The 19,582-nt window shown below is 70.1% G+C and carries 22 protein-coding genes, 4 tRNA genes and 1 pseudogene; 25 read left to right on the plus strand and 2 right to left on the minus strand.

The annotated features are described in order from the left end of the window. Positions 1-12: 12 nt before the first annotated feature. The 7 genes from menD (at position 13) to AC21LY_RS22260 (ending at position 7,085) form a co-directional block, all read left to right on the plus strand. Complete coding sequence (menD, locus tag AC21LY_RS22230; protein ID WP_489048753.1) at positions 13-1,719, plus strand: 2-succinyl-5-enolpyruvyl-6-hydroxy-3-cyclohexene-1-carboxylic-acid synthase; 1,707 nt, start codon at positions 13-15, stop codon at positions 1,717-1,719. Then, on the plus strand, positions 1,716-2,168 hold the full coding sequence (locus AC21LY_RS22235; RefSeq protein WP_489048754.1) for a DUF3592 domain-containing protein: 453 nt from the start codon (positions 1,716-1,718) through the stop codon (positions 2,166-2,168). The genes menD and AC21LY_RS22235 overlap by 4 nt, the downstream gene beginning before the upstream one ends. A 38-nt stretch (positions 2,169-2,206) precedes the next feature. Continuing rightward, the gene (locus AC21LY_RS22240; RefSeq protein ID WP_489048755.1) at positions 2,207-3,358 is read left to right on the plus strand and encodes a glycosyltransferase family 4 protein; all 1,152 of its coding nucleotides are present in this window, start codon (positions 2,207-2,209) and stop codon (positions 3,356-3,358) included. Between the two features lie 22 nt (positions 3,359-3,380). After that, the gene (locus AC21LY_RS22245; RefSeq protein WP_489048756.1) at positions 3,381-4,070 is read left to right on the plus strand and encodes a demethylmenaquinone methyltransferase; all 690 of its coding nucleotides are present in this window, start codon (positions 3,381-3,383) and stop codon (positions 4,068-4,070) included. Between the two features lie 4 nt (positions 4,071-4,074). Beyond that, positions 4,075-5,067 carry a polyprenyl synthetase family protein gene (locus tag AC21LY_RS22250; RefSeq protein WP_489048757.1) on the plus strand — a complete coding sequence of 331 codons (993 nt, stop codon included), beginning with the start codon at positions 4,075-4,077 and terminating at the stop codon, positions 5,065-5,067. An 11-nt stretch (positions 5,068-5,078) separates the two neighbouring features. Next, the gene (locus AC21LY_RS22255) at positions 5,079-5,939 is read left to right on the plus strand and encodes a M48 family metalloprotease (protein ID WP_489048758.1); all 861 of its coding nucleotides are present in this window, start codon (positions 5,079-5,081) and stop codon (positions 5,937-5,939) included. A 231-nt stretch (positions 5,940-6,170) separates the two neighbouring features. After that, on the plus strand, positions 6,171-7,085 hold the full coding sequence (locus tag AC21LY_RS22260) for a type IV toxin-antitoxin system AbiEi family antitoxin domain-containing protein (RefSeq protein WP_489048759.1): 915 nt from the start codon (positions 6,171-6,173) through the stop codon (positions 7,083-7,085). Positions 7,086-7,687: 602 nt separating this feature from the next. Here the strand turns inward: AC21LY_RS22260 and AC21LY_RS22265 are convergent. Then, entirely contained in the window at positions 7,688-8,179 is a 492-nt protein-coding gene (locus AC21LY_RS22265; RefSeq protein WP_489048760.1) for a YajQ family cyclic di-GMP-binding protein, read from the minus strand. 105 nt (positions 8,180-8,284) lie between these two features. Between AC21LY_RS22265 and AC21LY_RS22270 the strand changes: the two genes are divergently transcribed. The 11 genes from AC21LY_RS22270 to rplA all read left to right on the plus strand — a co-directional run bounded on the left by AC21LY_RS22270 (position 8,285) and on the right by rplA (position 12,809). Further along, positions 8,285-8,367: transfer RNA gene (locus AC21LY_RS22270), tRNA-Tyr, on the plus strand. Positions 8,368-8,504: 137 nt separating this feature from the next. Next, positions 8,505-8,577 (plus strand) — tRNA-Thr (locus AC21LY_RS22275). 32 nt (positions 8,578-8,609) lie between these two features. After that, positions 8,610-8,683: transfer RNA gene (locus AC21LY_RS22280), tRNA-Met, on the plus strand. 35 nt (positions 8,684-8,718) lie between these two features. Beyond that, entirely contained in the window at positions 8,719-8,886 is a 168-nt protein-coding gene (rpmG, locus tag AC21LY_RS22285) for a 50S ribosomal protein L33 (RefSeq protein ID WP_013125415.1), read from the plus strand. Positions 8,887-8,979: 93 nt separating this feature from the next. Beyond that, positions 8,980-9,546 carry a (3R)-hydroxyacyl-ACP dehydratase subunit HadA gene (gene hadA / locus AC21LY_RS22290; protein ID WP_489048761.1) on the plus strand — a complete coding sequence of 189 codons (567 nt, stop codon included), beginning with the start codon at positions 8,980-8,982 and terminating at the stop codon, positions 9,544-9,546. Further along, a complete protein-coding gene (gene hadB, locus AC21LY_RS22295) occupies positions 9,533-9,958 on the plus strand; it encodes a (3R)-hydroxyacyl-ACP dehydratase subunit HadB (protein ID WP_489048762.1) in 426 nt (141 codons plus the stop codon). Before hadA ends, hadB begins: the two co-directional genes overlap by 14 nt. Before the next feature lie 147 nt (positions 9,959-10,105). Further along, positions 10,106-10,178: transfer RNA gene (locus AC21LY_RS22300), tRNA-Trp, on the plus strand. A 69-nt stretch (positions 10,179-10,247) separates the two neighbouring features. Continuing rightward, positions 10,248-10,640 (plus strand): preprotein translocase subunit SecE, encoded by a 393-nt coding sequence (gene secE / locus AC21LY_RS22305; RefSeq protein WP_489048763.1) that lies wholly within the window; start codon positions 10,248-10,250, stop codon positions 10,638-10,640. A gap of 42 nt (positions 10,641-10,682) precedes the next feature. Then, a complete protein-coding gene (nusG, locus tag AC21LY_RS22310) occupies positions 10,683-11,504 on the plus strand; it encodes a transcription termination/antitermination protein NusG (protein WP_489048764.1) in 822 nt (273 codons plus the stop codon). Positions 11,505-11,567: 63 nt separating this feature from the next. Beyond that, entirely contained in the window at positions 11,568-11,999 is a 432-nt protein-coding gene (gene rplK, locus AC21LY_RS22315) for a 50S ribosomal protein L11 (RefSeq protein WP_489048765.1), read from the plus strand. A 96-nt stretch (positions 12,000-12,095) separates the two neighbouring features. Further along, the gene (rplA, locus tag AC21LY_RS22320) at positions 12,096-12,809 is read left to right on the plus strand and encodes a 50S ribosomal protein L1 (RefSeq protein ID WP_489048766.1); all 714 of its coding nucleotides are present in this window, start codon (positions 12,096-12,098) and stop codon (positions 12,807-12,809) included. A gap of 82 nt (positions 12,810-12,891) precedes the next feature. Here the strand turns inward: rplA and AC21LY_RS22325 are convergent, their stop codons facing one another. Beyond that, positions 12,892-13,305 (minus strand): hypothetical protein, encoded by a 414-nt coding sequence (locus tag AC21LY_RS22325; protein WP_489048767.1) that lies wholly within the window; start codon positions 13,303-13,305, stop codon positions 12,892-12,894. A gap of 129 nt (positions 13,306-13,434) precedes the next feature. Between AC21LY_RS22325 and AC21LY_RS22330 the strand changes: the two genes are divergently transcribed. From AC21LY_RS22330 to AC21LY_RS22360, 7 genes and pseudogenes are all read left to right on the plus strand, one after another. After that, the gene (locus AC21LY_RS22330) at positions 13,435-14,253 is read left to right on the plus strand and encodes a DUF2786 domain-containing protein (RefSeq protein WP_489048768.1); all 819 of its coding nucleotides are present in this window, start codon (positions 13,435-13,437) and stop codon (positions 14,251-14,253) included. Continuing rightward, on the plus strand, positions 14,250-14,999 hold the full coding sequence (locus tag AC21LY_RS22335) for a hypothetical protein (protein WP_489048769.1): 750 nt from the start codon (positions 14,250-14,252) through the stop codon (positions 14,997-14,999). The genes AC21LY_RS22330 and AC21LY_RS22335 overlap by 4 nt, the downstream gene beginning before the upstream one ends. Continuing rightward, entirely contained in the window at positions 14,996-15,913 is a 918-nt protein-coding gene (locus AC21LY_RS22340) for a hypothetical protein (protein ID WP_489048770.1), read from the plus strand. Before AC21LY_RS22335 ends, AC21LY_RS22340 begins: the two co-directional genes overlap by 4 nt. A gap of 10 nt (positions 15,914-15,923) precedes the next feature. Continuing rightward, positions 15,924-16,382 (plus strand): annotated as a pseudogene (locus AC21LY_RS22345) (TIGR04338 family metallohydrolase); the annotation flags it as partial. 522 nt (positions 16,383-16,904) lie between these two features. Then, the gene (gene rplJ, locus AC21LY_RS22350; protein ID WP_489048771.1) at positions 16,905-17,435 is read left to right on the plus strand and encodes a 50S ribosomal protein L10; all 531 of its coding nucleotides are present in this window, start codon (positions 16,905-16,907) and stop codon (positions 17,433-17,435) included. Between the two features lie 75 nt (positions 17,436-17,510). After that, a complete protein-coding gene (gene rplL / locus AC21LY_RS22355) occupies positions 17,511-17,903 on the plus strand; it encodes a 50S ribosomal protein L7/L12 (RefSeq protein WP_489048772.1) in 393 nt (130 codons plus the stop codon). Positions 17,904-18,341: 438 nt separating this feature from the next. Then, a complete protein-coding gene (locus AC21LY_RS22360) occupies positions 18,342-19,547 on the plus strand; it encodes an IS30 family transposase (protein WP_489046438.1) in 1,206 nt (401 codons plus the stop codon). Positions 19,548-19,582: the final 35 nt, after the last annotated feature.

Below are 19,582 nucleotides of genomic sequence, written 5' to 3' on the forward strand. Positions count from 1 at the left end.
AAGGTGGTCGCCATGCACGAACCCACCGGCCCCGCCGCCGAGAACAGGGCGCCGAACCCGTCCACGCTGCAGGCACGCGTGATCGTGGACGAGCTGGTGCGCGGCGGCGTCACCGACGTGGTGCTGTGCCCCGGATCGCGCAACGCGCCGCTGGCCTTCGCCGTCCACGCCGCCGATCGGCGCGGCGAGCTGCGGCTGCACGTGCGGATCGACGAGCGGACCGCGGGTTTCCTCGCCGTCGGCCTGGCCGCGGCGTCGAAGCGACCCGTGGCGGTCATCATGACCTCCGGCACGGCCGTGGCGAACCTCTCGCCGGCCGTCTTCGAGGCCAACTACGCCCGGGTGCCGCTCGTCGTGATCAGCGCGAACCGCCCCTACGAGCTGCTCGGATCGGGCGCCAACCAGACCGTCGAGCAGTTCGGGATCTTCGGGACCCAGGTCCGTGCGGCCCTCTCGCTCGGACTCGCCGAGCCCGGCCTCGACCGCAACTCCCAGTGGCGCAGCGCCGTCTGTCGCGTGCTCGCCGCCGCCCGCGGCGCCCGCACCGGCAACGCCGGGCCGGTCCAGTTCGACATCCCGCTCCGCGAGCCGCTCGTCCCCGACGACCCGTCGCCCGCCCTCGCGCAGGGCAGGCCCGACGGTGGCCCGTGGACCGTCGCGCCCGTCGCCACCCTCGACGTGCCGCTGCCGATCGACCTGAGCCCCGACACCGTCGTCATCTCCGGACACGGGGCCGGGGAGAATCCCGCGCTCGCGGGGCTGCCCACCGTCGCCGAGCCGACCTCGCCGCAGGCGAGCAATGGTTCAGGGCCCGCGCCGCGAATGCTCTTGCACCCGTGGGCCCTGCCGGCGCTGAAGCCGCGGCAGGCCATCATCTGCGGCCGCCCGACCCTGCACCGCGAGGTGAGCGCCCTGCTCGCCGACCCGGAGGTCACCGTCTACGCCGTGACGACGGGGCCGCGCTGGCCGGACGTCTCCGGCAACGTCGCCGCGACGGGGACGCGCGTGCTGCCCGTCGGCGAGCCCGATCCGGCCTGGCTGCGGCGGTGCGCCGAGGCCGATGCGGCCGCGCGGGAGGCGGTGCGGGAGGGCCTCGACGACGAGCCCGTGACCGGCCTGCACGTCGCCCGGGCCGTCTGCGCGGCGCTCCGCCCCGGCGACCAGCTAGTGGTCGGCGCGTCGAATCCGGTGCGCGACGTCGCCCTCGCCGGGCACCTCCCCGACGGGGTGCGGGTGCTGTCCAATCGGGGCGTCGCCGGCATCGACGGCACCGTCAGCACCGCGGTCGGAGCGGCGCTGGCCTTTCCGGACCGGCGCACCGTCGCGCTGATGGGAGACCTGACCTTCGTGCACGACGCCTCCGGTCTGCTCATCGGGCCGCAGGAGCCGCGCCCGCGCAACCTGACGATCGTCGTCGCCAACGACAACGGCGGTGGCATCTTCAACCTGCTCGAACAGGGCGAGGAGCGCTACTCCGGGGCGGAGTACGACGGTGCCGCCGCCCGCGTCTTCGGCACGCCGCACGGCACCGACCTCGCCGCGCTGTGCGCGGCGTACGGGGTGGCCTACCGCCGGGCCGGGCTGGACGATCTGGGCCTAGACCACGATGCGGACGGCGGACTGCAGATCGTGGAGGTGCGGACCGAGCGGTCCGGCCTGCGGGCGCTGCATGCGGGCATGCGGGCCCGGATCACCGCCGGGCCGGGGGAGCGAGGATGAGCCGCACCGCGCTGCGGCGCGTGCAGATCGTGCTGCTCAGCGCCGCGCTGCTGATCACCGGGCTGTGCGTGGTCCTGGTCGCGGCCGCCTGGCGCGACGACCGCACCATCGATGCCGACCGCGGCACCGCGACGGCGGAGGTGCTCTCGGCCGGCCCCCGCCGCTCGACGATCAGCTTCTACACGACCGACGGCGTCAACCACAATCCGCCGCTGGGCGTGCTGTATCCGAGCGAGCTGTCCGTCGGCGACCGCATCCAGGTCGAGTACAGCAGGTCGGATCCGGAGCTGGTCCGCGTCGCCGGACGGTCCGCCGTGGTCGCGGTGGTGCCGGCGGCGTCCGTCGCCGCCGGGACCTGGCTCGTGATCGGGGCGATCATGGTGCTGCTCGCCGTCGGCCACCACCGGGGCGAGAGTTCACCTGACGTTCCGCGCACCGTCGACGCGTAGGGAACCTCACGGTCACCGCCCCGGGGGAGGATCGCGGCGTGCGTATCGCGATCGTGGCCGAGTCCTTCCTGCCGAACGTCAACGGGGTCACCAATTCGGTGCTCCGGGTGCTGGAGCACTGCCGCCGCACGGGTGCCGACGCCATCGTGATCGCGCCGGACGCGGTCGCGGGTTCGGAGCCCGCCCCGCTGGAGCACCTCGGTTTCCCCGTGTACCGGGTGCCCGCGCGGATGCTGCCGCGGATCTCCTCGCTGCCGATCGGGCAGCCGACGATGGGCATCGTCGACGTGCTGCGCGACTTCGCGCCCGATGTGGTGCACCTCGCCTCGCCCTACTTCCTCGGCGCGGGTGGCCTCGCCGCGGCCAAGCGGCTCGGGATCCCCGTCGTCGCGATCTTCCAGACCGATGTCGCCGGGTTCGCCGGCTCGTACGGGCTCGGTCCGCTCGAGCGCGCGGCGTGGTGGTGGACCCGCCGGATGCACAAGCAGTGCGACCTGACCCTGGCACCGTCGTCCGCCTCCGTGGCCGACCTGCGGGCGCACCGCGTCCCGCGGGTGAAGACCTGGGCCCGGGGCGTCGACGCCGAGCGGTTCGCGCCCTCGCACCGCAGCGCGTCCCTGCGGGCGCAGTGGCTGGGGGACCGGCCGGACCGGCTGGTGGTCGGCTTCGTCGGGCGGCTCGCGGCGGAGAAGCACGTCGAGCGGCTCGTCGGGCTCGCGCACCGCGACGACGTGCAGCTGGTGATCGTCGGCGACGGTCCCGAGCGGGCGCGGCTGGAGGCGCTCCTGCCGGGCGCGGTCTTCACCGGCCAGCTCGGCGGCGGTGACCTCAGCGCCGCCTACGCCTCGCTCGACGTCTTCGTCCACGCCGGCGAGCACGAGACCTTCTGCCAGGCCGTCCAGGAGGCGCTCGCCTCCGGCGTGCCGTCGGTGGCGCCGGACCAGGGCGGACCGCGCGATCTCGTGGCGCACTGCCGCAACGGCTACCTGTTGCCGACGGCCGAATTCGCGGAGCTGCTCCCCGGCGTCATCGACACGCTCGCCGATCCCGCGCTGCGGGCGCGGTTCGGTGAGGCCGCCCGCAAGTCGGTGCTCGCCCGCACCTGGCCCGCCCTGTGCGACCAGCTGTTCGGGCACTACGCGGACGTGATCGCCGGGCCCTCCGGAATCGCCGTCGGCCGTGCAGTCTGAGCTCTCGTGTAGTTTTCGGGGCATGGCAAGGGCCTCCCTCGACAAGCAGCCGGGCGACGTCGCGTCGATGTTCGACGGTGTCGCCCGCCGGTACGACCGGACCAACACGCTCATGACGGGCGGCCTCGACCGGTACTGGCGCAGCCGCACCCGGCGGGCACTCGCGCTGAAGCCGGGGGACCACGTGCTCGACCTGGCCGCCGGCACCGGCGTCTCGACGGTGGACCTGGCGCGGTCCGGCGCCTGGGTCGCGGCCTGCGACTTCTCGACGGGGATGCTGCAGGCGGGCGCGTTCCGGCGGGTGCCGATGGTCGCGGGCGACGCGATGGCGCTGCCCTTCGCGGACGACTCCTTCGATGCCGCCACGATCTCCTTCGGCCTGCGCAACGTCCAGGACACCGCGGCCGGTCTTCGGGAGATGGCGCGCGTGGTGCGGCCCGGCGGCCGGCTCGTGGTGTGCGAGTTCTCGACGCCGACCAATGTCGCCTTCCGCGCGCTGTACGAGAAGGTCGCGCTGGAGGCCATCCAGGTGGTGGCGAAGGGATCGTCGAACCCGGAGGCGTACACGTACCTCGCGGAGTCCATTCGGAACTGGCCCGACCAGGCGGATCTCGCCGCGATCGTCCGCGGGGCGGGGTGGGGCGACGTCGCCTGGACGAACCTGACCGGCGGCATCGTCGCGCTGCACACCGCGACCCGCCCGCTAGGCTGAAGACGTGGAGAAGACGGTAGCCGGGGTCTCACTGGGGTCCGACGAGTTCGCGGCGGGGATCCGCGCGGACCTGGCCCGCGTGGAGCAGGTCATCGCGGACGGTATCGCCGAGGCCGACGGGTGCGTCATCGACGAGGCACTGCACCTGTTCCAGGCGGGAGGCAAGCGCTTCCGGCCCATGTTCACGGTCCTCTCCGGCCGGATCGGCGGCAGCCCGACCGGCGAGGTCATCACCGCCGCCGCGGCGATGGAGCTGACCCACCTGGCCACGCTGTACCACGACGACGTGATGGACGAGGCGGACACGCGCCGCGGGGCACCGTCGGCCAACGCGAAGTGGGGGAACTCGATCGCGATCCTCGCGGGTGACTTCCTCTTCGCGCGCGCCTCGGCCTACGGCGCGGACCTGGGGCCGCGGGCCGTCGGCGTGATCGCGAAGTGCTTCGGCGAGCTGGTCACGGGCCAGATGCTGGAGCTCAAGGGGCCCGGTGAGAGTGATCCCGTGCAGCACTACCTCGACACCATCTGGGGCAAGACCGGCAGCCTCATCGCCACCTGCGGGCTGCTCGGCGCGCTGCACGGCGGCGCCTCCGAGGAGACGGCGCAGCGCATGTATCGCATCGGCGCCGCGATCGGCATGGCCTTCCAGATCAGCGACGACATCATCGACATCAGCTCCGTCGCGCAGGACTCGGGCAAGACGCCCGGCACCGACCTGCGCGAGGGCGTCTTCACGCTGCCGGTCCTGCACGCCCTGCGCGACTCCGGGCCCGACGGTGACCGGCTGCGGGAGATCCTCGTCGGTCCCGTCACCGAGGACGCGCTGGTCGAGGAGGCCATCGAGCTGCTCGGGCGCTCCGCAGGCATGAAGGAGGCGCAGGCCACCCTGGCCCGGTACGCCGACGAGGCCCGCGCCGAGCTCGCCGAGCTGCCCGCGTCCGAGGCCCGCGCCTCGCTGGAATCCCTGGTCACCTTCACGGTCGCCCGCCTGGGCTGAGGTCGCCGTCCGTGCAGGGTCGAGGAAGCCGGACCGGCAATCAGATCCGCACCGCGCTGCTCCTGGCGCTGGTCGCGGGGTTCGTGACGGCGACCGGCGCGGTCTTCGGGGAGACGGTCTTCCTCCTGTCGATCGTCCTCGCGGCCGGCGTCTGCGCCTACCTGTACGTCAGTGGGCCGTCGCTGCCCCTGCGCGCGATGCACGCGCGCCGCGTCTCCGAGCTGCAGCAGCCCGTCCTGTTCCGGCTGGTCCGGGAGCTGTCGACGTCCGCGCGGCTGCCCATGCCGGCGGTCTACCTCTCGCCGACCGCCGCGCCCAGCGCCTTCGCGACCGGGCACTCCCCGACGCACGCCGGCGTGTGCGTGACCATCGGCCTGCTGGAGCTGCTGTCCGAGGACGAGCTGCGCTCGGTGCTGGCGCATCAGCTCGCCCGGATCGGCGCCCGGGACACGCTGACCGCCTCGGTCGCCGGGGCCCTCGGCGCCGTGATCTGCGGCTTCGCCGGCTTCGGCTACCTGCTCGGCTTCGGTGACGGCGGCGCGCGCCGCAGCCGGGTCGTCGACGCGATGCTGTCGGTCCTCGCGCCCGTCGCCGGCGCGCTGATCCGGCTCGGCGTCTCGCGGACCGTCGACTACCGCGCCGACCACGCCGCGGCACTGCTCACCGGCGCGCCGTCGACGCTCGCAACCGCCCTGCGGAAGGTGTCCGACGGTGCCGCGCGCGCACCCCTGCCGCCCGAGCCCGAGATCGCCGTGCACGCCAACACCATGCTCGTGTGCCCCTTTCGCGATGGCGACCGCCTGGGCCGGATCTTCCGCACCCAGCCGCCGGTGGACCGCCGCGTCGCGCGCCTGGAGGCCCTCACGTCGTAGCCCGACGGTCCGCTGTCGGGTGTCGGCCGTGGCGTGTGATGGGGGACCGGTCGCCGAGTGGGGGACGGCCCAGCCCGCACTCTACGACCGGCGTCTGGTGAGGGGTGGAACGCGGGCGGAGGGCATCGGTGCCGCGCGGGGGACGAAAAGTTGTGGATACCCGCTGGTAGTTGTGGATGAACGCGCTCTCTCCGCGGTTTCGCGAGTGCGCCTGCTGGTGGGATGTGGACCATGGGGGAACTGCTGACACGCGAGTATCTGACGGCGACGGGGTGGACGAGCGGAGCGATCAGCCGCGCCGTGGAATCCGGCGAGCTCCTCCGGCTCGCCAAGGGGATGTACGCGCTCGCCGGGGACTATCCGCCGAGCGTCCTGTATCGGATGAGGGTCGTCGCGGCGGCGCGGTCCTGCAGCGGCGTCATCAGTCACGAGAGCGCCGCCGCGCTGCTCGACATCCCGTTCCTGCGGCCGACGCGGGAGAGCGTGCACTTCACCGTCGACCGGACCCACGGCGGAGGCCGGCGGCCCGGCATCCACGTGCACCCGCGGCCGCTGCTCGACGAGGAGATCGTCGGGGTGGACGGCATGCGCGTGACATCGCGGGCGCGTACAGCGATCGATGTCGCCATGACGGGCGACCTGATCCGCGGGGTCGCCGCGATCGACGCGGTGCGGCTCGTGCCGCGGTTCCCGAAGCCGTGGACGCCGCCGCCCGTGCCCCTGCCCGCGCTGACCGCGTGCCTCGACCGGCTCGGACGCCGTCGGGGATCCGCAACCGCCCGTCGCGCACTGGCGCTGTCCGTGGACTGCTCGGAATCGCCGGGGGAGTCCTGGTCGCGGGTGCTGATGCACACCTGGGGGATGCCGATGCCGCGGTTGCAGACCGAGTTCGACCTCGCCGGCCGACAGGTCTTCGCCGACTTCGAGTGGGGATCGCTGATCGGCGAGTTCGACGGCAAGGGCAAGTACGGGACGACCGATACGGAGAAGGCCGAGGCACTGGAAGCGGAGAAGGAACGTCACGGGCTGTTCGTGGACGCCGGATTCGAAGTCGTGCGATGGAACTGGGACGACCTCCTCGTCGACTCCCGCCTCCGCGCCAAGCTGACCCCCGCCCTCTCCCGCCACGGCCTCCTTGCGGCATAGCCGTGCCCGGCGTGTGGTGGGGGAATCGGTGTTCGGAGTGGGAACCGGCGCGGCGCGTGGGACGTCCTGGCGCTCGGTGGGGGAGAGCTGGCGCCTGGTGGGGGATTCGGCGCCGCGCGGGGGACAGCCGAGCCCCCACCCGAGGACCGGCTTCGGGTGGGGGAGTGAACGCCCGGCCCGCGGATCGGCGCCGCGCGGGGGACGACGGTGCCTCAGGCCGTCAGGTGCTGTGGGGTGGGGATTCGGCTGTTGCGCGCGCCGCCTCACCTCGACGTGACGAAAACCGCTGAACTCTCTCATCGTGAGAAAACCCACAGCTGAGCCCGCAAACCGACGGCGAATGAAAGCGCGTCTGGGCGACCCGAGCGCCGCACCAGGGATGGGCGCGGCGACCACATGCCGGACGAGGGACGGGAGGGAGCACCACCGTCGAGCGCATCGGAGGGCGTGAGCCGCTAGGCGAACGACCGGAGCCTTAAGCGAGCGGTGGTGCTCCCTCCCGGCCCGGCGAGACGGTCACCGTCGCCCCGACCCGCACCGGCCCGGGCCGCGAGAGCACCGTCGCCCGCCCCGGCCCGACGGTCACCGTCGAACCCGAAGCCTCAGCGGTAGTTGACGAACTGCACCGCGATGTCCAGGTCGGCGCCCTTGAGCAGGGCCTGGACGGACTGCAGGTCGTCGCGCGACTTGCTGGAGACGCGGAGCTCGTCGCCCTGGATCTGGGCCTTGACCGACTTGGGGCCCTCGTCGCGGATGAGCTTGCTGATCTTCTTGGCGTTCTCGCTGGTGATGCCCTCGACGAGGGTGCCGGTGATCTTGTACGTCTTGCCGGAGGCGACGGGGTCGCCGGCGTCGAAGGCCTTGAGCGAGAGGCCGCGCTTGATGAGCTTCTCCTGGAAGACCTCGAGGCCGGCCTTGGCGCGCTCCTCGGCGTCGGAGGTGATGACGACCTTGTCCTCGCCGGAGAACTCGACGGTGGTGTTGGTGCCGCGGAAGTCGTACCGCTGGCTGAGCTCCTTCGAAGCCTGGTTGAGGGCGTTGGCGACCTCCTGGCGGTCGATCTTGCTCACGACGTCGAACGACGAATCGGCCATGGCTGCGTGGACTCCTGATCGTTGGGCAGGTGCTTGACCTGCGGGTTTGCGCGCCCCCCACGGGGACGTTGTAGTCTATCGTCCGCTGCCTTCGCGGGCAGCGAAGGCACGTTGCCCGAGCGGCCAATGGGAGCGGACTGTAAATCCGTCGGCTTACGCCTACGTAGGTTCGAATCCTACACGTGCCACCCGCTTCGGCCCCTGGCGTCTCGACGCCAGGGGCCGTCGCAAATAACGGATTGACCTGCGGATTTGGATGATCTCGGCCGCGGTGTGTAATCTCGTTGAGGCTCTTGGAGCGCCGGAAACGGCGGCCCGAGGACACGCCCCCTTAGCTCAGTCGGCAGAGCGTTTCCATGGTAAGGAAAAGGTCGACGGTTCGATTCCGTCAGGGGGCTCGCTAGACCAGTGCTAAGTGCTGATAGCTCAGGGCGGTGTAGCTCAGCTGGTTAGAGCGCACGACTCATAATCGTGAGGTCGGGGGATCGAGCCCCCCCACCGCTACAACTGACATCAAGGAACGCGAAAGAGGAACCGTCGTGGCTTCATCGACAGATGTTCGCCCCAAGATCACCTTGGCGTGCGAGGTGTGCAAGCACCGCAACTACATCACCAAGAAGAACCGTCGCAACGATCCCGATCGCCTCGAGCTGAAGAAGTTCTGCCCGAACTGCGGATCGCACCAGGCGCACCGAGAGTCGCGCTGACGTAGACGTCGAGAAGGGGAGGGCATCCACAGCGGATGCCCTCCCTTTTGGCATACTGCCCTTCAGCCCATTCACGATAGGTAGGTTCGTCACGTGAGCAAGGACATCGATGTGCCGGGTGGCCCGGTCACCGAGCAGCTCAGCCCCGAGGAGGTCGCGGAACGCACGCGCGCCGCGGTCGGTTACAACTACGAGTACGACGAGAAGTACTACGTCAGCCGCGAGAAGGTCCGCGAGTTCGCGAACGCGTCGCAGTTGACCGACCCCGTGCACCACGACGTGGCGGCCGCACGGGCTGCGGGCTACGCGGACCTGGTCGCGCCGCCGATCATGTTCTCCTTGATCGGCATCATTGCGCACCGTCCGCTCTTCGAGAACGCGATCGTGGGCTACGGCCGCCGTCCGGTCGTGCAGTCGGCGCAGGACGTGAAGTTCCACGCGCCGATCGTCGCGGGGATGACGCTGACCACGCACGTGCATTTCGATCAGTTCAAGCAGGCCGCGGGCGTCGACTTGATCGTCACGCGCAATGAGATCTCCGACCAGGACGGCAACCCGCTCGTCACGTCCTGGACCACGCTGGCCGGCCGGTCGGGCGAGGACGAGGACGCCGAGTTCGTCGGTGCAATGGAAAAGGTGATGATGTATGGCGCTTCGTAACTTCGCGGACGTCTCGGTGGGCGAGGAGCTGCCCGAGCGGACCTTCGAGCTCACCCGTGGTGACCTCGTGAACTACGCCGGCGTCACCGGCGACCCGAACCCCATCCACTGGTCCGATCACATCGTGAAGCTGGCCGGCATGGAGGACGTCGTCGCGCAGGGCATGCTGACGATGAGCCTCGGGTCGAACTACATCACCGAGTGGCTGGGCGATCCGGGCGGGCTCAAGGAGTACAGCGTCCGGTTCACCGCACCCGTGTACGTGCCCGCCGACCAGAAGGCGGAGCTGCTGTACTCGGGCAAGATCAAGTCGCTCGATGCGGAGAGCAAGACGGGCGTCGTCTTCCTCACCGTCAAGCAGGGCGATCGCAAGATCTTCGGCAAGCCGGTCGCCACCGTCCAGTTCGCCTGACGGTCTTCGGCCCCCGCCGGGCCGTGTGACCGCGCGTTTTGAGGTGCGGCACCGATGTGCCGTACACTGAACTGTCCGCATCGATCGGCGGGCGTGCGAAAGCGCGCCGTGCGAAGGATGCGGCTGCGGGACCCGAGGGTCCCGCAAAGGGGTGTAGCTCAGTTGGTAGAGCAGCGGTCTCCAAAACCGCAGGTCGCAGGTTCGAGTCCTGTCGCCCCTGCATAGTGCGGGCCCCGGCCCGGCTGTCGAAATCGGCGGGCCGACGCCCGCTGGAAGATCCAGCGGAGGGATGTGCGTGAGCGACGAGAAGGACGACGCGACCACCGGCGAAGCCGGCGACAGCGCCGCCGAAGACGCCCAGCAGGCCCGCCCCTCCGGTAAGCGCTCCAGTGGCCGTCGTGGCCGCACCGCGCTGGCCGAGGCTCCGGAGCCCGGTGAGGCGCTCGAGTCCGGTTCCGCGAAGAAGTCCGCGGCCGAGAAGCCCTCGCGCAACCCGTTCGCCGCCATCTGGCTGTTCATCCGCCAGGTCGTCGCCGAACTGCGGAAGGTCATCTGGCCCACCCGGAGCCAGATGGTCAACTACACGATCATCGTGCTGGTGTTCGTGGTGCTCCTCACCGCGATGATCAGCCTCCTCGACCTCGGCTTCGCGAAGCTGATGTTGTGGGCGTTCGGCAAGTAGCCGGACCGCACGAGAAGACGAGACGGAAGGAACTTCGGCGCTGTGAGCACCCCGGAGCACAACGAGGCAGAGCAGGACGTCCAGGAGGACGTGCTGGTCGATGACGCTGCCGCGGCGACCGAGGTCGAGCCGGCCGAGGACACCGTCGCCGAGACCGACGATGTCGACGAGGCCGATGTCGACGAGGCCGATGAGCCCGAGGCCGTCGCCGAGGAGGTCGAGGAGATCGACCCCGTCGAGGAGCTGAAGGCGCAGCTGCGCACCGCTCCCGGCGACTGGTACGTCATCCACACCTACGCGGGCTACGAGAACAAGGTCAAGGCCAACCTCGAGACCCGTGTCCAGAACCTCGACGTCGGCGACTACATCTTCCAGGTGGAGGTCCCCACCGAGGAGGTCACCGAGATCAAGAACGGTCAGCAGAAGCGGGTCAACCGCAAGGTGCTGCCGGGCTACATCCTGGTGCGCATGGACCTCAACGACGAGTCCTGGGGCGCCGTGCGCAACACCCCCGGCGTCACCGGCTTCGTCGGCCTGACCAGCAAGCCCTCGCCGCTCACGATGAACGAGGTCGTGAAGTTCCTGCTCCCCGAGAGCGCCCGGACCAAGCCGGCCAAGGCCGCTGCGGCCTCGTCGTCCGACGGTGCCGCCGCCTCCGGCGGAGCGGTCTCGCAGGGCCCCGCGGTCGAGGTCGACTTCGAGGTCGGCGAGTCGGTCACCGTCATGGACGGCCCGTTCGCCACCCTGCCCGCGTCCATCAGCGAGATCAACGCCGAGCAGCGCAAGCTCAAGGTGCTGGTGTCGATCTTCGGTCGTGAGACGCCCGTCGAGCTCGCCTTCAACCAGGTCGAGAAGATCTCCTAGAGCGAGCCATCATGCTTCCCGCGCCGGTACACGGGTGCGGGGTGAAGAAAAAGGAAACTGAGGATGCCCCCGAAGAAGAAGAAGGTCGCCGGGCTCATCAAGCTGCAGATCAACGCCGGTGCGGCGAACCCCGCGCCGCCCGTGGGTCCCGCGCTTGGCCAGCACGGCGTCAACATCATGGAGTTCTGCAAGGCGTACAACGCCGCGACCGAGTCGCAGCGTGGCAACGTCATCCCCGTGGAGATCACGGTCTACGAGGACCGTTCCTTCACCTTCAAGTTGAAGACTCCTCCCGCTGCGAAGCTGCTGCTCAAGGCCGCAGGCGTGCAGAAGGGCTCCGGCGAGCCGCACAAGACCAAGGTCGCCAAGGTGACCTGGGACCAGGTGCGCGAGATCGCGGAGACCAAGAAGGAAGACCTCAACGCGAACGACGTCGATCAGGCCGCGAAGATCATCGCCGGCACTGCTCGCTCGATGGGCATCACCGTCGAGTAAGTCGCCGGGAGGCGAACGCCTCCCGTGGGAGGGTCGGCTCGGCCCGCGGAACCACTCACTGCCCGAACGCTGGGCAAGAAACGAAAGAGCTACACAATGAGCAAGAACAGCAAGGCCTACAAGGCCGCTGCCGAGAAGGTCGACAAGGACAAGCTGTACAGCCCGCTCGAGGCCGTCGCGCTCGCCAAGGAGACCTCCTCCACCAAGCAGGACGCCACCGTCGAGGTCGCCATGCGCCTCGGTGTCGACCCCCGCAAGGCCGACCAGATGGTGCGCGGCACCGTCAACCTGCCGAACGGCACCGGTAAGACGGCCCGCGTGATCGTCTTCGCCGTGGGCGACAAGGCCGAGGAGGCCAAGGCCGCGGGTGCCGACGAGGTCGGCGCGGAGGATCTGATCGAGAAGATCCAGGGCGGCTGGCTCGAGTTCGACGCCGCGATCGCCACCCCGGACCAGATGGCCAAGGTCGGCCGGATCGCTCGCGTGCTCGGCCCGCGTGGCCTCATGCCGAACCCGAAGACCGGCACCGTCACCCCCGACGTGACCAAGGCCGTCAGCGACATCAAGGGCGGCAAGATCACGTTCCGTGTCGACAAGGCCGCGAACCTGCATTTCGTGATCGGCAAGGCGTCCTTCGACGCCAAGCAGCTGGTGGAGAACTACGGCGCCGCGCTGGAGGAGATCCTGCGCGCGAAGCCGTCGGCGGCCAAGGGCCGGTACCTGAAGAAGGTCACCGTCTCGACGACCACCGGACCGGGCATCCCGGTGGACCCGCAGCGTGTGAACAACCTCACCGAGGAAGAGGCGTAAGCCTCCCTCTCATCAGGGTCTTCACGAAGCCCCCGGATCGCTCCGACGAGCGGCCGGGGGCTTCGTCGTACCCGCCCGACGATCAGAGCAGCATCAGGTAGTCGCTGGACCCGATGGCGATGGCGACGATCGCCAGGTACACCAGGAAGATCACGAGCGGCACGATGACGAGCAGCGTGAAGACCGCCCCGAGGATCGCGCCGATCAGCGCGGGCGTGTTCTTGAAACCGCGCTGCTTGGACTTACTCAGCGCCATCCAGCTGACGACCAGGCCGATCGGGCCGCACGAGACCACCGAGAGCACCAGGCCGACGATGCCCATCGCGCTGTCGGGATCCTCGACCTGCCCCGGTGGCATCGGATGGCCGGGGTAGGGCTGCGCGCCCGGGTAGCTCGAGGGGTACGACGGGGTACCCGAGGGGTAGGACGGCGGCCCGCCGTACGGGTCGTAGCCTCCGTAGGGTCCCTGACCATGTGGATCGTTCGGCATCGACATCGTGAACACTCCCCTTATCACTGCGAAGGCCGGTGTGCGCCCAGCGTAGCCGAGGCCGCCGACAACTCGCGGAACGCAGGCGGGCGGCGAGGGCGAAAACCTGTCACCGTGCGCCGGTATCCTCGCGCCATGGACGACGACAGGCTGCTCAGCCGCATCGGGGCGCTGCTGCGGCAGGCCGAGGGGACCGACAACGAGCACGAGGCCGCCACCTTCACCGAGGCGGCGCAGCGGCTCGCCACCGCCGCGTCGATCGATCTCGCGGTGGCCCGCGCCCACCAGCGCGGCACGGAGCGCGCCCGCGCGGTCCCGCAGCAGCGCACGGTCCGGATCGGCGAGGCGGGGCGCCGGGGCCTGCGCACCTTCGTCGAGCTGTTCGTCGCCATCGCCCAGTCGAACGACGTCCGGTGCGACGTGGCCTCCAACTCCACCTTCGTCTTCGCCTACGGCTTCGCGGAGGACGTCGACGCCTGCGAGGCCCTGTACGCCTCGCTCGTGATCCAGATGGTCCGCGCCTCCGACGCCTATCTCCGCTCGGGCGCCCACAAGTCCGAGACGGTGCAGCAGCTCTACGAGGACCGTCGCACGGGGCGGCGGTGGGTCGAGACCAAACCGGTCTCGGGGGTCACGGCACGGATCAACTTCCAGTCGGCCTTCGCCGCGCGGATCGGGGCACGTCTCGCGGAGGCCCGGGCCGCCGCCACCGCCCAGGCCGCGGAGCGGGACGAGCCCGGCACCGCGATCGCCCTGCGGGACAAGGAGGTCGAACTCGCCTCGTTCTACCGCGACGAGTCCACGGCGCGCGGCCGGTGGCGCGGGTCCAGCGCCTCGGCCGGCTACTCCGACGGTGCCCGCCGCGCGGGGGACAGGGCGGGCCGCTCCGCCCGGCTGGGCACGCACTCGGAGCTCGGAGGTAGCCGGGGAGCGCTCGAACGGGGAGCGCCGTGACCGCGCCCTACCGGCCGTACCCACCGCCGTCCCCGCCCCGCCCGCCGCGGAACACCGCGGCGCTCGGCTGGGCGGTGGGGGCAGCCGTGGTCGTCGTCGTCCTGTGCGCCGTGCTCGCCGGGGTGCTGCTGATCCGGGCATCCGGGGCGGGCCCGTCGACGGTGGCGGTCCCGAGCGCGCCGTCGGGGACGGCGCCGTCGGGCACGGCAGGCGCCTGCGGTGTTCCGGGGCCGGGTTCCACCGCGCCGATCACCGATCGCGTGGTCTCGGGGCCGCTCTCCTTCCCGGTGGCCGCAGCGCCGGGGTGGACGCGGCAGGGGTACCAGTTGTTCTCGCCCGGGGCGCAGGCCGCCGGTCTGCGGACGACGGTGCCGGGCCACCGGTGGGACGCGCACGTCGAGATCGGCCTCACGACCTTCGCGCCGAAGGTCTCCGCCGAGGAGGCGGCGCGCCGGATCATCCCGTGCATCGTCGCGAGTAGCCGGTACGACTCGTACCGGCCCCGGCTCGAGGGACTGACCGAGCCGGAGGCGGTCACCGTCGACGGGGTGCCGGCCGCCCGCGTCACGGGGCGGATCCTGATCAGCCGCCCCGGCCTCGACATCGCGGGCGATGTGGTGACGGTGGTGGTCATCGCCTCCGCTCCCCAGGCATACTTCGAGTCGGACACCCCGATCGGGGATACCGCCCTCGCGGCGGTGGCAGGACAGATCTTCGAGCAGCTCAAGGTGGCGAGGGACGTATGACCAATCCGCAGGACCCGAACGGGCAGCAGCCCAACCCCTACGCACAGCAGGGTGACCCGTACGCGCAGGGCGGCTACCAGTACGGATACGGCCAGCAGACGAATCCGTACGCGCAGCAGCCGTACCAGTACCCCGGGCAGCCGCAGTACCCCGGCCAGCCCCAGCCGGGGTACCAGTACCCCGGTGGGCCGGACGGGCAGCCGCCGCAGAAGCCGAACCGCACCGGCCTGTTCGTGGGGATCGGCATCGCGGTGGTGCTGGTGATCGCGGTGGCGATCGCGGCGGTCGTGCTGGTCATGCGTTCGGACTCGGGGAAGGCGGATCCCAGCGCCGCCCCGACCGCGGGCCCGACGTCGGTCACTCCCAGCACCGGCGGCGACTGCGGGGTACCGGGTACTGGCCTCGCGTCGGAGATCACCGACCGAGTCGCGTCCGGGCCGCTGTCCTTCCCCGTCTCGGCCGCGCCCGGCTGGGAGAAGGAGAGCTACACCGTCTACGCGCAGAGCATCGCCGCCGCGGGCCTGCAGAAGGCCATGGGTGACGGTCAGCCGTGGCAGGCGGGCGCCGAGGTCGGGCAGACGAACTTCAACTCCAAGCTGGACCCGAAGGATGCCGCCTCGCGGATGATCCAGTGCATCGCGGACGGTGCGGGCTACCTCAACGTCACCTCGAAGCGGGTCGAGCAGTCGGCGGCCGAGTCGATCACCGTGGACGGGGTGCCCGCCGCCAAGGTCACCGGCAAGATCCTGGTCACGGGGGACAAGCTCACCGTAGCGGGCGACGACGTCACGGTGATCGTCATCGCCTCCGCACCGCAGACCTACGCGATGCTGGTCATCCCGATCGGCCGCGAGGACATGGCCGCCACGGGTAGGGCGATCATCGAGCAGCTCAAGGTGGCCAAGGACGTCTAGGGACACGCAGCGGGCCGCGGTCTACCGGGCTGAGGAACTCGTCCGCGGCCTGTTCGAGCACGCGGGCGCGGGGCGCACCGTCGACGTACTCGGCGTGCCGCTGACCCTGCCGCCCGAGGCGCGGTTCGCCTCCGTCGATTCGGTGCAGGCCTACGTCGACCGTGTCGCCGGCCCGGGCGTCGTCCGGGTACGGGCCCGAGCCGGGGCGGCCGGCGCCCACTACGAGCTCGGTCCCGCCGGCCCGGTCGTCGCCGTCCCCGCCGGGCGCGACGGTGCCTGGGCGTTGCGCGAGCTGGTGGTGCTGCACGAGCTCGCGCACCACGTGGTCGCGGCCGCCGGTGCCGACGGTGCCGCCCACGGCCCGTCGTTCACCGCCGCGTTCGTCGACCTCGCGGCACAGGTCATGGGCCCCGAAGCCGGCCTCGCGCTGCGTATCGTCTACACCGAGTCCGGCGTCGCCATCGGTTGACGCGCGGTGGCGTGTGGTGGGGGAAAGGGTGTCGCGTGGGGGACGGCCGACCCCTCATCAGACGCACGGCGTGCGGTAGGGGAGCGAACGCGGGGGTCGCGGATCGGCGTCGCGCGGGGGACGTGCTGTGTCTGGCGTGTGGTCGGCGGATGGGCGTGTGGTGGGGAATCGGCGTCGCGTGGGGGTCGACGCCGCGAGCCGACAGCGAAACGAGGGACGCCCTCCCCAGCCGGCCCGGTCGATGCGCACCCGACCGGACCACCAGGCACCGTCGGGCCACGATTTGGTGGCTGGCCACCTTCCGCGTACTCTGGACTCCCGGAAACCGGTGTTCCACCGGTTCGTTCCACCGAAGACCGTCGGTCATCGGGCGCAAGCCCGATCGAAGGTCCGGCCCCGAGCCGGCGACCCACGCAGGAGGACGAGGATTCATGATGAACCCCGTGCGCCCTGCGCCGGGGTTCTCGTCGTTTCGGGCCCGAACCTTCTCCGTCGGTACGACACGTAGAGAGGAGGCGAAGTATGGCAAACGCCGAGAAGGTCGCAGCAGTCGCTGAGATCGCCGAGAAGTTCTCGAAGTCCACGGCCACCGTGGTCACCGAGTACCGCGGGCTGTCGGTCGGTTCCATCACCGAGCTGCGTCGTTCGCTCGGGGAGGGTGCCACCTACTCCGTCGCCAAGAACACCCTGGTCAAGATCGCCGCGAAGAACGCCGGCATCGAGGGCCTGGACGAGCTGTTCGAGGGTCCGACCGCGATCGCCTTCATCGAGGGTGAGCCGGTCGATGCCGCCAAGGCGATCAAGAAGTTCGCCAAGGACAACAAGGCCCTGGTCATCAAGGGCGGCTACATGGACGGCCGCGCGCTGTCCGTGGCCGAGGTCGAGCGCATCGCCGATCTCGAGTCGCGCGAGGTGCTCCTGGCCAAGCTCGCCGGTGCCATGAAGGGCAACTTGGCGAAGGCCGCTGGCCTGTTCAACGCTCCCGCCTCGCAGGTGGCCCGCCTGGCCGCCGCGCTGCAGGAGAAGAAGGCCGCCGACGAGGCTGCCGCGTAGTACCGCTGATCCCAGCAACCCCCATCACCTTGCCTCGCGGATCAGCGAGCAAGACTTACAGGAAGGACGCCAATCATGGCGAAGCTCACCACCGACGAGCTGCTTGACGCTTTCAAGGAGCTGACCCTGCTCGAGCTCAGCGAGTTCGTGAAGGCTTTCGAGGAGACCTTCGAGGTCACCGCCGCTGCTCCGGTCGCCGTCGCGGCCGCCGGTGCCGCCCCCGCGGCCGGCGCTGCTGACGCCGCTGCCGAGCAGGACGAGTTCGATGTCGTCATCGAGGCCGCCGGCGACAAGAAGATCCAGGTCATCAAGGTCGTCCGCGAGCTGGTTTCGGGCCTCGGCCTGAAGGAGGCCAAGGACCTCGTCGAGAGCGCTCCGAAGGCGATCCTGGAGAAGGTCGACAAGGACGCCGCCGATGCGGCCAAGGCCAAGCTCGAGGAGGCCGGCGCTTCGGTTTCGGTCAAGTAAGACCGTTCCTTCACGCCCGAACGGCCCCGTCGCCCTGGCGGGTTCACATGATCGTCGCAACACTCTCAACGAGAGGTTGCGGCGATCATGTCGTTTCAGGAGGACTGTGCCCGGTTCGGCGGCGAGCTGGCGCAGCTGGTCGACTCCGGTGTTCCGGTGAAGGAGGCCGCTGTCGCGGTGGGTGTGCCGCGGCGGCGGTGTTACGCGATTCTGCGGGCGATTGGCCACCCGGTGGGGCCGCCTCGCGGGCCGGGTAGGCCGGCAGATCCGGAGCGGATCGTGGCGGTGTTCGATCGGACCGGCTCGATCAACAAGGCTGCGATCGAGTGCGATGTGGCGTTCTCGGTCGCTCGCAGGGTCTTGGTCGATGCCGGTCTGGTCACGGCGGACAAGCTGAAGGCGGTGGGTAAGCCGGAGGCGAGGAAGCGATTTCTCGCGCTGCTCGATCAGGGGTGGTCGTCAGCGCGCGCGGCCCGTGAGGTGCAGGTGAACGAACGCACCGCCCGGGACTGGCGCCAGGGAATCCGACGAACCAGTGGCAGGCGGATCCACCCGGACGGCACAGTCGTGGACTATCGAACCAAGACGATCTACAAACAGGCTGTGACCAGTGCCATCTCGAGCCGAGACGATGCTTCGGCGATCGCGATCGCGATCAGTGACCGTTACCTCTCGCTCGATGACCGCATCGCAATCGCTGACGGGCTGGTACTCAAGGACTCGATGCGGACCATCGCCGCCCGGATCGGCAAGAACGTCTCCACCATCTCCCGGGAGGTCCGTCAACGCAGCATCGGCGGCCGGTATCTGCCGTATCAGGCCGATCGGGTAGCGGTGGCGGCTCGGGCGCGGCCGAAGCAGTCCAAACTGGTGGTGAACACGGTCCTGCGGGCAGAGGTCGAGGAGGGCTTGTCGAGGAAGCTCTCGCCGGAGCAGATCTCGCACCGTCTGCGCCGGGATCACCCTGACGACGAGAGCATGCGGGTGAGCCACGAGACGATCTACCAGGCCTTGTACTTCCAAGCCCGTGGAGGGATGAAACGAGAAGTGCAGCAAGCACTCCGGACCGGACGAACCAAACGCAAACCGCAGCGGAAAGAAGGTGAGCGGTATCAGCGGTTCATCGACCCGATGGTGATGATCAGCGACCGCCCGGCCGAAGTCGAGGACCGTGCTGTTCCCGGCCATTGGGAGGGGGATCTCATCACCGGTGAGCAGAACAAGACCGCGATCGGCACTCTCGTCGAACGCTCCACCCGCTACACGATGCTGCTGCACCTGCCCGACGGGCACGACGCCGAACAGGTCCGCGACGCGATCATCACCGCGATGAAAGACCTGCCCGCGCACCTACGCGGGTCGCTGACCTGGGACCAAGGCGCAGAGTTGGCCCGGCATGCGCAGATCAGCGTGGCCACCGATATGCAGGTGTATTTCTGCGACCCAGCCAGCCCCTGGCAGCGCGGCACCAACGAGAACACCAACGGGCTGCTCCGGCAGTACTTCCCCAAGGGCACCGACCTGAGCGTCTACGGCCCCGCGGATCTCGAGCACGTCGCTCAGCAACTCAACAGCCGACCACGCAAAACGCTCGGCTGGGAAACCCCAGCCGAGCGTATGCGTGATCTAATCACCACCCAGTAGAACAGGCAGTGTTGCGTCGACCCCTAGAAACCGCC

Source organism: Tsukamurella sp. II2bb, assembly GCF_057815145.1.